Source organism: Mycobacterium sp. NGS18 (assembly GCF_059813185.1).
In genome coordinates this window covers 706494-721308 of the sequence record NZ_JCALEC010000001.1, presented here as the reverse complement: position 1 = coordinate 721308, position 14815 = coordinate 706494, and the positions used below count along the sequence as shown (strand labels likewise).

Sequence of the window (14815 nt, the reverse complement as noted above, 5' to 3'; positions counted from 1 at the left end):
CTTGCTCGGAATTCGTTGTGGTGCCGGGCGGCGGCCCGGCGGACACGTGTGTTCAGGCCCCTTCCGTTACCCGCCGGCCGGCGAACGGGGCATAACTTTGGGGGCCTTGGCGGCGACCGCTCCGAGTCCGCGTCCGGCCATGGCGCCCATGAGCGCGTTGCCGAACGGGCCACCGGGCAGCCCCGATGACGCCGACATGGTCTGAATGGGGGCACTGACCGTGGTCGACGGCAGCACCGGAGCGGCACGGACCATGCCGTCGGCGGCCATCGACCACGCTTGCGGCACCTTCAGCGCCCCCATCGAGGCGGCCTGGCCGAGCTTGGCGGAGATGGCGTTAGTGGCCGAGCTGAAGTGGCCGGCCAGCACGCCGACCGCGCCCTGCAGCTTGTCGTTGACGAAGTCGCCGATCTGGGTCATCAGGGTTCCGGCGCCGCCGGCGCCGGCGGTCTGGCCCGCCAGGGAGCCCATCGTGCCGCCCATCGCGCCCATACGGGCGAGCTGCGGGAGCATCATCAGCATGCGCATCGCCATCATGCCGAACGAAGTACCCATCGTCATGGGCGAGGTCAGCGAGTTGATCGGGGTGGCAAGGAGAGTCGCGTCGGTGATGCCGAGCGCGCTCGGATCGATGCCGAGCGTTTCCATGATCCCGCCGACGGTCGACAGGTTGTAGCCCGGGTTGACGGGCGGGGTGGTGCCGTCTCCGGGGATCGGAGCTCCGGAGCTTCCGTCGGCCGACCCGGGCGTCGACGACGTCGCCTGTGCCGAGTTCGGCGGCGACGACTGGACCTGCATCAGGTTGTTGTTGGCCTGGGCCGAGCCGTTGTAGGTGTCCATCGCGGCGCCGTCCTGCGCCCACATCGCCTCGTACTGGGCCTCGGTCGCGGCGATCGCCGGGGTGTTCTGCCCGAAGAAGTTGGTCGAGATCAACGCCAGCAGCATCGCCCGGTTCGCCGCGATCACCGGCGGCGGCACCGACCCGGCCCGGGCCGCCTCGAACAGGGCGGCCGCCTGCGTGGCCAGTGCCGCGTTCTGGGTGGCGTTGGCCGACGCCTGCTGCAGCCAGGCAACATACGGCGCCACCGAAGACGTCGCCGCCGCCGACCCCATCCCGGTCCAGGTCGAAGCGAGGTTGGTGACCACCGAGTGCGTCGCCGTCGCTGACGTCGACAGTTCGGCTGCCAGGTTGGTCCAAGCCGCTGCCGCCTCCAGCAGAGGCGCCGAACCCGGCCCGGTATAGATCAAGCCGGAGTTGATCTCCGGCGGAAACACACTGAAGCTCATTGACGCGCCCTGACTCAGCCGGCCGATGCGGCGTTGGCAGCCTCAGTGAGGGCGTAGGCGTTCGAGTTCCCGCTCAAGGTGGCCACGATCTGCTGGTGAACCGCCGCAGCCTGGGCGCTGACCTGCTGAAAAAGCTGCGCGTGGGTAGCGAACTGGGCAGCAGTCATCGCCGACACCATGTCGGCGGCAGGGGGCACCACACCCGTGGTGGGGGCGGCCGCGGCGGCCATGCCCGCGGTCATAGAATCACCGATTCCGGACAGGCTGCCCGCAGCCGCCGTCAAAACCTCCGGCTGGGCGGTTACGAATGACATCTTTCCTCCTGGAACCTGCAGCGATGTGGTGTTACGCGAACGAAGTCTGGGTCAGTAGTTGACGCGCGTCACTCTAGCGGACTCGTGTAATAACGGTCTGATAAAGCTTTGGTTGCCGATGCGACCGGCAGCTCGGGCCGCGGCGCCACTGAAGGCGCGTAACGGGATGAGCTGACGTGTCCACCGAGCAAACCACCTCTCCGGATAGCTGTGGCGGCCGTTGCAGGAGTGATCTCCCACTGCAGCCGGAAGCAGAACGTAACACCGGCGTCAGCGCCCCGTACAGCACGGCGACAAACATTCAGTAAAGGTTTGGGAACTGGTCAGACAACGTTGTCTTCACTTAGCGAAGTACCGGCATTAGGCCCCGTCAGCCGCCGTCAACCCGCCCGGGTCGCCGGCGCGGATGTGCAAAGCTAAGGAGCCCCACAAGCAGGTCGGCCGGCCACCTTGAACCTACGGAAATCCGACGGAGCGTGCGATGACCTTCAACGAAGGCATGCAGATCGATACCAGCACCACCTCATCCGGCGGCGGCGGTCGTGGGATCGCCATCGGCGGTGGTGTCGCCGGGCTGGTGATCATGGTGGTGGCGCTGCTGCTGGGGGCCGATCCCGGCGATGTGCTCAGCCAGCAGCCGGTAGATCGCGGGCAGTACACGGCGCCGGGATTCGACCTCAGCAAATGCCGCACCGGGGCGGACGCCAATAAATACGTGCAGTGCCGGGTGGTGGCCACCGCCAACTCGGTCGACGCGGTGTGGTCGGAGCTGTTGCGCGGCTACAGCCGCCCCCAGGTGCAGCTCTTCACCGGGCAGACCAGCACCGGATGCGGGGTCGCCAACAGCGCGGTCGGGCCGTTCTACTGTCCCGCCGACCAGACCGCCTACTTCGATACCGACTTCTTCCAGGTGCTCGTCGACCAGTTCGGCTCCAGCAGCGGGCCGCTGGCCCAGGAATATGTGGTGGCCCATGAGTTCGGCCACCATGTGCAGAACCTGCGCGGCGTGCTCGGCCGAGCCCAGCACGGTGCGCAGGGCGCGACCGGCGCCGGGGTGCGCACCGAATTGCAGGCCGACTGCTACGCCGGGGTGTGGGCGCACTATGCGTCGGTGACCAAACAGAAGAGCACCGGCGTACCGTTCTTGAAGCCGCTGACCGACGAGGACATCCGCGACGCGCTGTCCGCGGCTTCCTCGGTGGGTGACGACCGCATCCAGCAGGCCGCCACCGGCCGCGTCAACCCGGAGTCCTGGACCCATGGCGCTTCGACGCAGCGCCAGCACTGGTTCACCGTCGGCTATCAGAGCGGCGAACCCAACAAGTGCGACACCTTCGCCGCTGCCGACCTCGGTTAGCCCCGGGTCAAAGCGACAGTAGCCCGCGCAGTTCGGACCGCCCCGCCTCGTCCAGCGGCAACAACGGGCGACGAGGTTCCCCGGCGGGCACCCCGAGCATCTCCAGGCCGGCCTTGATCGTGGTGGGCAGCCCGCCGGCCACGATGAACTCCAACAGCGGCTTGAGGTTGTCGTAGCACGCCTGAGACTTGTCCAACTCACCCGCGGTGACCGCGGTGTAGAGGTCCAGGCAGGGCTGCGGACGCAGATTGGGTGCCGCGGTGCACCAACCGGCCGCACCGGCCCGCAGCGCCTCGAGCACCAGCGGATTGCTGCCGTTGAAGAACGGCAGGCGCCCGTCGGACAGGGTGGCGATCCTCAGCATCCGGCTCAGATCACCGGTGGACTCCTTGACCATGGTCACGTGCTCGATGCCCTCGAACATGGCCACCAGCAGGTCGGGACTCATGTCGATCCCGGAGGTAGCCGGATTGTTGTAGGCCACGATGTCGATATCGATGGCATCGGAGACGGCCCGGTAATGCGCGGTGATCTCGCGTTCGGACAGTTTCCAGTACGACACCGGCGAGACCATCACCGCGTCGGCACCGGCCTGCGCGGCATAGCGGGCGCGGCGCACGGTACGCGCGGTGGTCAGATCCGAGACCCCGACCAGCACCGGCAGGCGTCCGGCGACCGCGGCGATCGAGGCGTCGACGCAGGTCTCGAACTCGACCTCGTCGAGATAGGCGAGTTCACCGGTGCTGCCCAGCGGAGCGATGGCGTGCACCCCGGCCTCGACGAGCCGGTCGATGACGGTGGTCAGGACCGTGGTGTCGATTCCGCCGTCGCGGAACGGCGTCACCGGGTAGCCGATGACTCCAGATAACTGTGCTGCCACGAGAGACTCCTTGCTTATCGGGTGATCCCTTTACTGATTGATCACAGTGGGGTGGCCGGCCAAGGCGCGGCGGGCGTAGTAGGCGAAGTTGGCCTGGCTGCGGTTGGGCAGCAGGGTCCAGTCGTGGGCTTCACGGGCCAGCTTCTCCGGAAGTTCTTTGATGGTCCCGGCGGCCATGGCGGCCAGCTGCAGCGCGGCGGCACGCTCGATCAGCACCGCCAGCGAACAGGCCTCCTCCACGCTGGCGCCGGCCACGATCTGGCCGTGGTGCGCCAGCAGTATCGCCTTCTTGTCGCCGATGGCTTCGGAGATGATCTCGCCCTCCTCGTTGCCGACTGGCACTCCGGGCCAGTTCGGCAGGAACGCGCAGTCGTCATAGAGCGGTGTCGTGTCCATGTGCGAGATGACCAGCGGAGTCTCCAGCATCGACAACGCGGCCACGTGGAACGGATGGGTGTGCACGATGCACTGCACGTCCGGACGGGCCCGGTAGATCCAGCTGTGGAATCGGTTGGCGGGGTTGGCCATCCCCTCGCCCTCGATGACGTTGAGGTCTTCGTCGACCAGCAGCAGGTTGGCGTCGGTAATCTCGTCGAACCCGAGGCCGAGCCGCTGGGTGTAGTAGGCGCCGGGCGTCTCGGCCCGGGCGGTGATCTGACCGGCCAGCCCCGAGTCGTGGCCGCGGTCGAACAGCGCGCGGCAGGTCAACGCCAGTTTCTGGCGGGTCGACCAGCTGTCTTGCCCGAAGTTCTCCGCGAATCGACGCTCCGCACGCTGCATCAACTCGGATTTGGAGTCGGTGAATGTCTCGGCCATGACAACATGGTATTCGATAGGACACCTTGTGTCATCATGGGGTGATGACCGAACTGTTGCGCGCGGTCCGCAAGCAACGCGGGCTCACCCTCGAAGCCCTCGCCGAGCGGACCGGGCTGACCAAGAGCTACCTGTCCAAGATCGAACGCAGTCACAGCACACCATCGATCGCGACGGCCATCAAAGTCGCCCAGGCCTTGGATGCCGATGTGGCACAACTGTTCTCCGAACGCGGCGCTGAGGACAAAATCGCCGTCGACCGGGCCGCCGACCGCACCGCGGACCGGCAACGCTACCGGGCGATGGCGTCAGGCATGCTGGCAAAGTCGATGTCCCCGTTTGTGGTACGGCCCACCGGGCGCACCGCGCGCGACGCCCATCCCCTACACCAGGGCCAGGAGTTCGTGTTCGTCCACACCGGAACCGTCGAGTTGGAGTACGGCGATGCGACGTGGACGCTGACCGCCGGCGACAGCGCCTACTTCGACGCCTCGATCAGCCACCGCCTCCGCACAGTGGGCAGTGAGCCCGCCGAGGTCGTCGTCGTGGCCGCGCGGTGAGCTGCGGCTACCAGGGGCGCGTCGAGCACGACACGCCGCTGCCGCCCTGCTGGGAGACCACCACCTCGCCGTCGACGGCGATCTCGCAGTGGAATTCGGGGTTGACCCGCAAGCCTCCGCTGGCGGTGACCAGCGCCCACTGGCCCGGGTCGGCCAGCGTGGCGGTGTAAACCAGCGGCTGCCCCCCGGCGATCGGCGCCCTGACGGTCTCGAGGTACTCCGAGGCGTTGGCGTTGTAGGCCGCCATGCTCGGCGGGTCGGTCTTGATGTAGGAGATGTTGGTGTTCAGGTCGCTGGTAGCGGTGATGGTGTAGGTGACCTCGTGACCGTTGGTCGAGCTTTTCTTCGGGGGTGCTTCGCCCGAGGGCTCTGTTGAGTTCTCGGCCGGGGCTGCCGCCGGGGCTTCGGCCGGGCTTTCGGCCGTCGGCGGCGTCGTGGGCTCGGGGTCCGCAAGGGAGGTCGCTTGGCTGGCTGCCACTCCGGCGGCGGCCATCAGCAGCACCGTTCCGAACCTGACTGTCACGTTCCGCATGGTCGTCATACCGCGTCACGGTACCGGAGGGTCAGCACCGGACGCTCTGAATCGCGTCGCCCGCGGGGGGCGAAAATGCGCTCACGCAGGCGTTTCCCCGGATTTTCCGGCATCGTCGCAAGCTCGCGGTAGCCGGCCCGCGACCTCGGCGACCACGCCGTCGATCGGCACATCGACCTGCTCGCCGGTGGCCAGGTTCTTGACGCCGACGGTGCCGGCCTCCAGGTCGCGGTCACCGGCGACCAGGGCGATCACGGCGCCGGAGCGGTCGGCGGCGCGCATCGCGCCCTTGAGGCCGCGACCGCCATAGGCCAGATCCACCCGCACACCGGCGGCCCGCAACTGGCCGGCCAGCACCGCCAAGCGCAGTTTGGCCGCCTCGGACAGTCCCACCGCGAAGACGTCGCAGCGGGTGCGCACCCCCACCGTCTTGCCCTCGGCGGCCAGCGCCAACAAGGTGCGGTCGACCCCGAGCCCGAAGCCGATCCCGGACAGGTCTTGCCCACCGAGCTGGCTCATCAGCCCGTCGTAGCGCCCACCCCCGCCGATGCCGGACTGCGCGCCGAGCCCGTCGTGCACGAATTCGAAGGTGGTCTTGGTGTAGTAGTCCAGGCCGCGCACCATCCGCGGGTTGATCACATAGGGCACCCCCAGGGCATCCAGATGTGCCAACACAATGTCGAAATGCTGTTTGGCCGCATCGGAGAGGTGATCGAGCATCAGCGGTGCGGCGGCGGTCATCTCGCGCACCTGCGGGCGTTTGTCGTCGAGCACCCGCAGCGGGTTGATCTGGGCGCGGCGGCGGGTCTCCTCGTCGAGGTCGAGCCCGAACAGGAACTGCTGCAACAACTCTCGATAGGCCGGCCGGCAGGTGTCATCGCCCAGCGAGGTGATCTCCAGCCGGAAGCCGTCCAGGCCCAGGGAGCGGAACCCGGCGTCAGCCACCGCGATCACCTCGGCGTCCAGCGCCGGATCGTCGACGCCGATCGCCTCCACCCCGACCTGCTGCAGCTGCCGGTACCGGCCGGCCTGCGGACGCTCGTAGCGGAAGAACGGCCCGGAGTAACAGAGCTTGACCGGCAGCTGCCCGCGGTCCAGTCCGTGCTCGATCACCGCGCGCACCACCCCGGCGGTGCCCTCGGGGCGCAGCGTCACCGACCGGTCTCCGCGGTCGGCGAAGGTGTACATCTCCTTGGACACCACATCGGTGGACTCCCCCACCCCCCGGGCGAACAGCGCGGTGTCCTCGAAGATCGGCAGCTCGATGTCGCCGTAGCCGGCACGACGGGCCGCCGCCAACAACCCGTCGCGCACCGCGACGAAGCCGGCCGAAGCGGGTGGGACGTAATCGGGCACCCCTTTGGGGGCGGCAAAGGTGCTCACGCACTCAGCCCTTCCAGGAACGGGTTGAACCGGCGCTCGGCGCCGATGGTGGTCGCGGGTCCGTGGCCGGGCAGCACCACGGTCGCATCGTCGAGGCACAACAGCTTGTCGACGATCGAGGTCAGCAGATCGCGGCCGCTGCCACCGGGCAGATCGGTGCGGCCGACCGAGTTCTGAAACAGGGTGTCCCCGCTGAACACCATCTCGTCGGCGTCGCCTTCGACCCGGAAGACCACTGAACCGCGGGTGTGCCCGGGAGTGAAATCGACGGTGACGGTGGTGTCGCCCAGGCCGATCTTGTCCCCGTCGCGCTCGAGTTCGACCAGCTGTTTGGGCTCGGAGAACATCACCTTGCTCAAGACGCCGAACAACGCCTGGCCCGGCAGCGTGCCCAGCGACCGCAGTGGGTCGGTAAGCATGAAGCGGTCCTCGGGGTGGATGTAGGTCGGGCAGCCGTAGGTGTCGGAGACCTTCTGCGCCGACCAGATGTGGTCGATGTGGCCGTGGGTGAGCAGCACCGCGGACGGCGTCAGCCGATTCTCGTCGAGGATGTGGCGCAGCCGGGGCATCGCCCGCTGGCCGGGGTCGACGACGATCGCGTCGGCGCCTTGCCGCTGCGCCACCACGTAACAGTTGCACGCCAGCATTCCGGCGGGGAATCCGGTGACCAACACGTGCACCAGTTTCCCATTGCGCGCCGTTGCGGCGTGGACGTGGGCGGTGCTGGCAGACTTTGGCAGACTGTAGAGCCGACTCACCCGCGAGCCAGGGAGGTAATCCGGCGGTGTCCACGAATGAAGAACGGCGCGCCCAAGCCAAGCGCAAGCTGGACCAGCAGGTGCAGGAGCGCGCCGAGGCGGCCCGCAAGCAGCGCCGGATCCTGATGATCGCCGGCGCGGTGGTGGCCGTGCTGCTGGTGGCCGGTGTGGTGTTCGTGGTGCTGCGCGGCGACGGCGATACCGGCAGCGTCAACGCCTCCTCGACGTCGGAGACCTCCGAGCCGGCCGACTCCGCTTCGGCGTCGCCGGCCGAACCCGGGCAGCTGCCGAAGTTCACCGCCTCGCCCACCCTGGGCGCCGATTGCCAGTACCCGAAGGCGCGCCCGGCCGGCAAGCCGGTCGATCCGCCGCGCTCCGGCAAGGTCCCCACCGAGCCGGCCGAGGTCAGCGTGTCGCTGATGACCGACCAGGGCCCCATCGGGTTGATGCTCAACAACGCCCAATCCCCCTGCACGGTCAACAGTTTCATCAGCCTGGGCGCCAAGGACTTCTTCTCCGGCACCCAGTGTCACCGGTTGACCACGTCACCGATGCTCAGCGTGCTGCAGTGCGGCGATCCGGCCGGTGACGGCACCGGTGGCCCGGGATACGAGTTCGCCAACGAATACCCCACCGACCAGTACGCGGCGAACGACCCGGCCGCGCAGCAGCCGGTGCGCTACCCGCGCGGCACCCTGGCGATGGCCAACGCCGGGCCCGGCACCAACGGCAGTCAGTTCTTCCTGGTGTACCAGGACTCGATGCTGCCGCCGCAGTACACGGTGTTCGGCACGATTCAGCAGGACGGGCTGGACACCCTGGACAAGATCGCCGCGGCCGGCGTCCAAGGCGGCGGCACCGACGGCCCGCCCGTCACCAAGGTGACCGTCAAGTCCGTCCGCGCCGACTAGTCCCCGGCGAGCAGTCGCCAAAGCCCCTTCTGACGGGCGTTTTTGGGGGCTTTCGCGACTGCTCGTGCCAAGAAACGCAACTAGGCCGCGGACGTCACCCGGTAGACGTCGTAGACGCCCTCGACGTTGCGGACCACGTTGAGCAGGTGCCCGAGATGCTTCGGGTCGCCCATCTCGAAGGTGAACCGGCTGATCGCCACCCGGTCGCGGGACGTGGTCACCGACGCCGACAAGATGTTGACCTTCTCGTCGGCGAGTGCGTGGGTGATGTCCGACAGCAGCCGGTGCCGATCCAGCGCTTCGACCTGAATGGCCACCAGGAACACCGACGACGGCGACGGCGCCCACTTGACGTCGATGATCCGCTCGGCCTGCTGGCGCAGCGAGTCGGCGTTGGTGCAGTCGGTGCGGTGCACACTCACCCCGCCGCCGCGGGTGACGAAGCCCATGATGGTGTCGCCGGGTACCGGGGTGCAGCACTTGGCCAGTTTGGTCAGCACGCCGGGCGCTCCGGGCACTTCGACCCCGACGTCGTCACTGCGCGGCCGGCGCAGCGCGGTCATCGGGGTGGACCGCTCGGCCAGGTCCTCCTCGGCCTGATCCACGCCGCCGAGCTGGGCCACCAGCCGCTGCACGACGTGGTGCGCCGAGATGTGGTTCTCACCAACCGCGGTGTAGAGCGCGGACACGTCGCTGTAGTGCAGTTCGCGGGCCACCGCGGCCATCGACTCGCCGTTGACCAGCCGCTGCAGTGGCAGGCCCACCCGGCGCACCTCGCGGGCGATCCCGTCCTTGCCGGACTCCAGTGCCTCCTCGCGGCGCTCCTTGGCGAACCACTGCCGGATCTTTGCCTTGGCCCGCGGCGACACCACGAACTGCTGCCAGTCCCGGGACGGCCCGGCGTTTTGGGCCTTGGAGGTGAAAACCTCGACCACTTCGCCGTTTTCCAGCTTGCGTTCCAGCGCCACCAGCCGGCCGTTGACGCGGGCACCGATGCAGCGGTGGCCGACCTCGGTGTGCACGGCGTAGGCGAAGTCGACGGGGGTCGAACCGGTGGGCAAGGTGATCACGTCGCCCTTGGGCGTGAAGACGAAGATCTCTTTGACGGCCAGGTCATAGCGCAGCGACTCGAGGAACTCGCCGGGGTCGGCGGCCTCCCGCTGCCAGTCCAGCAGCTGACGCATCCAGGCCATGTCGTCGATCTCGGCGGCGGCGTTGGGGTGCGGAACCCCGTTGCGGCCCTTGGCTTCCTTGTAGCGCCAGTGCGCGGCGATGCCGTATTCGGCGGTGCGGTGCATCTCGCGGGTACGGATCTGGATCTCCAGCGGCTTGCCCTCCGGGCCGATCACCGTGGTGTGCAGCGACTGGTAGACGCCGTAGCGCGGCTGGGCGATGTAGTCCTTGAAACGGCCGGCCATCGGCTGCCACAGCGAGTGCACCACGCCGACCGCGGCGTAGCAGTCCCGGATCTCGTCGCACAGGATCCGCAGCCCCACCAGGTCGTAGATGTCGTCGAAGTCGCGGCCCCGCACGATCATCTTCTGATAGATCGACCAGTAGTGCTTGGGGCGGCCCTCGACGGTCGCGGCGATCTTGGACTTCGCCAGCGTGTTGATGATCTCGGTGCGCACCTTGGCCAGGTAGGTGTCGCGCGACGGCGCCCGGTCGGCCACCAGCCGCACGATCTCCTCGTACTTCTTCGGGTGCAGGATCGCGAACGACAGATCCTCGAGCTCCCATTTGACGGTGGCCATACCCAGCCGATGCGCCAGGGGCGCAATGACTTCCAGCGTCTCACGGGCTTTGCGGGCCTGCTTCTCCGGCGGCAGGAAGCGGATGGTGCGCATATTGTGCAGCCGGTCGGCGACCTTGATCACCAGCACCCGCGGGTCACGCGCCATCGCGATGACCATCTTGCGGATCGTCTCGGCTTCGGCCGCGGTGCCCAGCACCACCTTGTCCAGCTTGGTCACCCCGTCGACCAGGTGGGCGACCTCGTCGCCGAACTCCCCGGCGAGCGCCTCCACGGTGTAGCCGGTGTCTTCGACGGTGTCGTGCAGCAGCGCGGCCACCAACGTGGTGGAGTCCATGCCCAGTTCGGCCAGGATGGTCGCCACCGCCAGCGGATGCGTGATGTAAGGGTCCCCGGAGTGCCGCAGCTGGGTGGCGTGGCGCTGTTCGGCGACCTCGTAGGCGCGTTGCAGCAGCGCCAGGTTCGCCTTCGGGTAGAACTGCCGGTGCACCGCGACCAGCGGCTCGAGCACCGGGCTCAGCGCGCCGCGCTGGGCGGTGATCCGGCGGGCGATCCGGGCCCGCACCCGCCGCGAGGCGCTGGTGGGCACCTTGAGCAGATCGGTGCGCTCGGTGGGCGAGTCCTGGTCAGGCGGCTGGAAGACCGCCACCGGCTGGCCGCCCTCCTTCTCGCGCCGCTCGGCCTCGAAGCCCTCGTCAGAGCCCACGTAGCTCACCTCCGACCACGAGAATATCGGCTAAATCCGGCGCAGGCTGTGCAGCGGCAACGGCGCCACCGCGGCGCGTCCGCCCATATCGGCCAGCTCCAGCACGACGGCCGCCGCGACGACCTCGGCTCCGGCGCGGCACAACAGCCGCTGTGTGGCAGCCAGTGTGCCACCGGTGGCCAGAACGTCGTCGAGGATCACCACCCGGCGGCCGGCCAACGCGATGCCGTCGGCGGGGATTTCCAGCACCGCCTGGCCGTATTCGAGCTGATAGGCCTCGGTGAGCACCGGCGGCGGCAGTTTGCCGCCCTTGCGGACCGCCAGCGCCCCCACCCCGAGCCGGGCGGCGACCGCCCCGGCCAGCAGAAATCCGCGGGCGTCGATGCCGGCCACCACGTCGGCCCCGGCGGCGATTCGGGCCAGCGCGTCGGTGACCGCGGCCAGCCCGGCGGCGTCGGCGAACACCGGGGTGAGGTCTTTGAACGCGATGCCGGGGCTCGGGAAGTCGGCCACTTCGCGGGTCAACGACGCGATGATCTCGGCGGCGCCATCGTCTGCCGTTCCGGCTGTTCTCACTGTTGCAGCGCCCAGCGGTCCATGTTCCAGCCGGCACCCCAGCGGGTGGGGTTGGCGGCCACGCCGTAGGTCTTCTTCGACGACAGCAGGGTGCGCTGCTGGCGGTACAGCGGCAGGGTCGGCATGTCGGCCCACAGCACCGGGGCGCTCTCGGCCAGCAGCCGCACCAGCTCGGCGGGGTCGGCGGTGACCGCCAGTGCGGAGATGATGCCGTCGATCTGGTCGTTGTGGTAGCCGGACAGGTTGTTGCCGTTGCCGCTGAACAGTTCGTAGGCGTCCATCGCCGATGACCCGGTCGAGCCGCTGCCGGTGGATCCGCCGGTGCTCGCCAGTAGCACGTCGATCTGCCCGTCGCGCAGCGCCTGCGGCCCGATGCCGTCGGAGGCCACCTCGGTGACGGTGATGCCGGCCGGGGCGCACGATCCGCTGATCGCCCCGACCACCGCGGCCAGCCGGGTGTTGGGCCCGCGGTAGCCGATCCGCACCGTCAGGGGTTTGCCGCCCAGCGTGTCGCGGGCGGCACCTGGGTCGGCGTGGACGAACTGCTCGGCCTCGGGCACGTTCTCGGCCTGGTCGAACGCGTCGTCCATGGCGGTGTTCAGGCGCGAGTTGACCATCGGCACACCGGCGTCGCGGGCGATCACGTCGCGCGGGGTGCACAGCGCCACCGCTCGGCGCGCCGGGATCTCCGACAGCGGCCCGGTCGGGGCGAAGATCAGCTGTTCGATACCGCCCGACGGGGTGTCGCTGCTCTGGTAGTCGTCCGGGGTGATCACGGACCCGGCCGACCCGGTCGCCACGTCGACGACTTCCACGACGCGTTTGTTGACCCGGTCGGCGATGTCGGCGCCCTGCGGCCACACCGTGATTCGCTTGGTGACCGGCTTGGCGCCCCACCACAGGTCGTTGGCCACCAGCACCACCGCGCCCCCGTCGAGCACCGTGTCGATCTTGTAGGGACCCGAGGACGGGAAGTTCCGCAGGTCGGCGTTGTGGTCGAGCTGCCAGGTGGTGTTCCAGGCCTCGGCGACCTTGGGCATGACCTCCTCGACCGGCCCGAGTCTGCCCAGCGCCGCCTCGGCGACGTTCAGTCCGAGCTTGGCGCTGAGGACGTGCGACGGCATCATCGAGGTCGCGGCGAACAGTTCCTCGTAGTCGACGATGTTGCGGTCGGGGAAGAACGACACCCGGGCCTTCTTGGCGCCGGGCTCGCAGTCGATGTGCTCGATGTCGAGGTAGCCGGCGCGGCTGGCGGCGTCGAAGCCGCCGAACCGCCCGGATTGAGCCGCCCAGGCCAGCACCAGGTCGTCGCAGGCGATCGGGTGGCCGTCGGAATAGACCGCCGCTTCAGCGATCTGGTAGTCCAGCACCAGTGGGGAGCGTCCCACCACCGAGATGCTGCCGAAGTCGTGGTCGGTGACGATCTGGCCTTCGGGGCCGTGGTAGCCGAAGCCGGTCAGGGTGCGCGAGAACGCTTGCGGTGCCGCCGAGGCGGCACCGGCCACCGAGGTGGTGTTGTAAGTGTTCAGGCCGCCGTCGACGGCGTAGTCGATCTGATCGACGGTGGCGCTGGTGCATGCCGACGCCGACCAGGCGCCCACCGCGGTGGCGATCGCCACCACCCACGCCGCCGCAGGCCGACAGCGGGCCGCCATCTTCCGTTACCGTCCGGCGTCCGGCTTGCCGGTCGGACGCTGACTGCGCCGGCTGGTGGGGCGCACCGGCTTGGCGCCCGGTGCCGGGGCGGCCGGTGACGGGGCGGAGGCACCCGCGGCCACGGTCGCCTCGTCGTCGTCCTCGGCGGTGTCCTCGGCGTCGTCCGCGCCTTCCAAGACGGCCGGTGCGGACGTGGTGCCGGTAGCGGCTTTGCGGCGCCGCATCACCTTGCGGGTGTGGTTCTGCACCAGCTCGGTGCGCTCCCGCAGGGTGACCAGCAGCGGCGTCGCCAGGTAGATCGACGAGTAGGTGCCGACGATGACCCCGACCAACTGCACCAGCGCGAGGTCCTGCAGCGTTCCCACCCCCAGCAGCCACACCGCAACCACCATCAGCGACATGATCGGCAGCGCCGAGATCAGGCTGGTGTTGATCGACCGCATGAAGGTCTGGTTGACCGCCAGGTTGGCCTCTTCGGCGTAGGTGCGCCGGGTCTTGTGTTCGAAGCCGTGGGTGTTCTCCTCGACTTTGTCGAACACGATGACGGTGTCATAGATGGAGAACCCGAGAATCGTCAGCAACCCGATCACGGTGGCCGGGGTGACCTCGAAGCCGACCAGCGAATACACCCCGGCGGTGACCAGGACGTCGAAGACCATGGAGATCATCGCCGCCAGCGTCATGTACCACTCGTAGCGGACTGTGATGTAGAGCGACGCCAGCAGCAGGAACACCACCAGCGCGATCACGGCCTTCTGGGTGATCTGCGCGCCCCAGGTCTCCGACACCGCCGAGTCGCTGATCGCCTGCTTGCTGGGCTGCCCGTCGGGGCCGACGGGCTGGAACGCGTCGAACAGGGCGTCGCGCAGCTTCTCGGTCTGTTCGTTGGTGAGCGTCTCGGCGCGGATCTGCACGGTCGCCGACGAGCCGTTGCCGACCACCACCACCGATTCGGGGCTGTTGCCGACGCTGCTGCGGAAGACATCTTCGACCTGGGTGACCGAGGTCTCGCCCCGCGGGAACGAGACCTTCGTGCCGCCGGCGAAGTCGATACCGAAGGTGAAGCCGCGGATCAGGATGCTCAAGATGGCGATCGCGACCATTGCGCCGCTGACCGCGTACCACAGCCGGCGCTTGCCGATGACCTCGAACGCACCGGTACCGGTGTAGAGCCGCGACAAGAAGCTGTGCTTCGGCGGCCGCGGCGTGCCGGTGGTCTTGCGGGCCGTCTCCTCGACGGCGGTGCTGGTGTCGGTCAGTTCGACCGCGTCGGTGTTCTTCGTGGCGCGCTTCGTGCCGCCCTTGGTGCTCGGTTTGGCCATCTGG

The 14815-nt window shown here is 68.6% G+C and carries 14 protein-coding genes; 3 read left to right on the top strand and 11 right to left on the bottom strand.

The window, feature by feature from the left end; genetic code table 11:
• Positions 1-66 precede the first annotated feature (66 nt).
• A complete protein-coding gene (locus AC5Y31_RS03660) occupies positions 67-1287 on the bottom strand; it encodes a PPE family protein (RefSeq protein ID WP_499978074.1) in 1221 nt (406 codons plus the stop codon).
• Positions 1288-1301: 14 nt separating this feature from the next.
• Positions 1302-1601 carry a PE family protein gene (locus AC5Y31_RS03655; RefSeq protein WP_065023201.1) on the bottom strand — a complete coding sequence of 100 codons (300 nt, stop codon included), beginning with the start codon at positions 1599-1601 and terminating at the stop codon, positions 1302-1304.
• 481 nt (positions 1602-2082) lie between these two features.
• On the opposite strand from AC5Y31_RS03655, the gene ypfJ reads away from it, so the two are divergent.
• Positions 2083-2958: a KPN_02809 family neutral zinc metallopeptidase gene (gene ypfJ, locus AC5Y31_RS03650; RefSeq protein ID WP_499978073.1), complete on the top strand. Its 876-nt coding sequence runs from the start codon at positions 2083-2085 to the stop codon at positions 2956-2958.
• Between the two features lie 7 nt (positions 2959-2965).
• On the opposite strand, the gene AC5Y31_RS03645 is transcribed toward ypfJ, so the two are convergent.
• Positions 2966-3838 carry a dihydrodipicolinate synthase family protein gene (locus AC5Y31_RS03645; protein ID WP_499978071.1) on the bottom strand — a complete coding sequence of 291 codons (873 nt, stop codon included), beginning with the start codon at positions 3836-3838 and terminating at the stop codon, positions 2966-2968.
• 30 nt (positions 3839-3868) lie between these two features.
• The gene (locus tag AC5Y31_RS03640) at positions 3869-4654 is read right to left on the bottom strand and encodes an aldolase (RefSeq protein ID WP_499978070.1); all 786 of its coding nucleotides are present in this window, start codon (positions 4652-4654) and stop codon (positions 3869-3871) included.
• Positions 4655-4698: 44 nt separating this feature from the next.
• On the opposite strand from AC5Y31_RS03640, the gene AC5Y31_RS03635 reads away from it, so the two are divergent.
• Entirely contained in the window at positions 4699-5214 is a 516-nt protein-coding gene (locus tag AC5Y31_RS03635) for a helix-turn-helix domain-containing protein (protein ID WP_499978068.1), read from the top strand.
• A gap of 7 nt (positions 5215-5221) precedes the next feature.
• Here AC5Y31_RS03635 and AC5Y31_RS03630 read toward each other — a convergent pair whose 3' ends face one another.
• From AC5Y31_RS03630 to AC5Y31_RS03620, 3 genes are all read right to left on the bottom strand, one after another.
• Positions 5222-5746 carry an Rv2576c family protein gene (locus tag AC5Y31_RS03630; RefSeq protein ID WP_082966308.1) on the bottom strand — a complete coding sequence of 175 codons (525 nt, stop codon included), beginning with the start codon at positions 5744-5746 and terminating at the stop codon, positions 5222-5224.
• An 81-nt stretch (positions 5747-5827) separates the two neighbouring features.
• Entirely contained in the window at positions 5828-7129 is a 1302-nt protein-coding gene (gene hisS, locus AC5Y31_RS03625) for a histidine--tRNA ligase (protein ID WP_499978066.1), read from the bottom strand.
• Positions 7126-7803 (bottom strand): MBL fold metallo-hydrolase, encoded by a 678-nt coding sequence (locus AC5Y31_RS03620; RefSeq protein WP_499978137.1) that lies wholly within the window; start codon positions 7801-7803, stop codon positions 7126-7128. The genes hisS and AC5Y31_RS03620 overlap by 4 nt, the downstream gene beginning before the upstream one ends.
• A gap of 110 nt (positions 7804-7913) precedes the next feature.
• On the opposite strand from AC5Y31_RS03620, the gene AC5Y31_RS03615 reads away from it, so the two are divergent.
• On the top strand, positions 7914-8798 hold the full coding sequence (locus tag AC5Y31_RS03615; protein ID WP_499978064.1) for a peptidylprolyl isomerase: 885 nt from the start codon (positions 7914-7916) through the stop codon (positions 8796-8798).
• Between the two features lie 80 nt (positions 8799-8878).
• Here the strand turns inward: AC5Y31_RS03615 and AC5Y31_RS03610 are convergent, their stop codons facing one another.
• From AC5Y31_RS03610 to secF, 4 genes are all read right to left on the bottom strand, one after another.
• Positions 8879-11200 carry a RelA/SpoT family protein gene (locus AC5Y31_RS03610; RefSeq protein ID WP_065023206.1) on the bottom strand — a complete coding sequence of 774 codons (2322 nt, stop codon included), beginning with the start codon at positions 11198-11200 and terminating at the stop codon, positions 8879-8881.
• Positions 11201-11287: 87 nt separating this feature from the next.
• A complete protein-coding gene (locus AC5Y31_RS03605; RefSeq protein ID WP_499978063.1) occupies positions 11288-11833 on the bottom strand; it encodes an adenine phosphoribosyltransferase in 546 nt (181 codons plus the stop codon).
• The gene (locus AC5Y31_RS03600) at positions 11830-13488 is read right to left on the bottom strand and encodes an ABC transporter substrate-binding protein (RefSeq protein ID WP_499978061.1); all 1659 of its coding nucleotides are present in this window, start codon (positions 13486-13488) and stop codon (positions 11830-11832) included. Before AC5Y31_RS03600 ends, AC5Y31_RS03605 begins: the two co-directional genes overlap by 4 nt.
• A 6-nt stretch (positions 13489-13494) precedes the next feature.
• Entirely contained in the window at positions 13495-14811 is a 1317-nt protein-coding gene (secF, locus tag AC5Y31_RS03595; RefSeq protein WP_499978058.1) for a protein translocase subunit SecF, read from the bottom strand.
• Between the last annotated feature and the right edge of the window lie 4 nt (positions 14812-14815).

Coding starts and splice junctions, on each gene's coding strand:
- AC5Y31_RS03660 (WP_499978074.1), bottom strand. CDS start 1,287: ATGAGCTTCAGTGTGTTTCCGCCGGAGATCAACTCCGGCTTGATCTAT.
- AC5Y31_RS03655 (WP_065023201.1), bottom strand. CDS start 1,601: ATGTCATTCGTAACCGCCCAGCCGGAGGTTTTGACGGCGGCTGCGGGC.
- ypfJ (WP_499978073.1), top strand. CDS start 2,083: ATGACCTTCAACGAAGGCATGCAGATCGATACCAGCACCACCTCATCC.
- AC5Y31_RS03640 (WP_499978070.1), bottom strand. CDS start 4,654: ATGGCCGAGACATTCACCGACTCCAAATCCGAGTTGATGCAGCGTGCG.
- AC5Y31_RS03635 (WP_499978068.1), top strand. CDS start 4,699: ATGACCGAACTGTTGCGCGCGGTCCGCAAGCAACGCGGGCTCACCCTC.
- AC5Y31_RS03630 (WP_082966308.1), bottom strand. CDS start 5,746: ATGCGGAACGTGACAGTCAGGTTCGGAACGGTGCTGCTGATGGCCGCC.
- AC5Y31_RS03600 (WP_499978061.1), bottom strand. CDS start 13,488: ATGGCGGCCCGCTGTCGGCCTGCGGCGGCGTGGGTGGTGGCGATCGCC.
- secF (WP_499978058.1), bottom strand. CDS start 14,811: ATGGCCAAACCGAGCACCAAGGGCGGCACGAAGCGCGCCACGAAGAAC.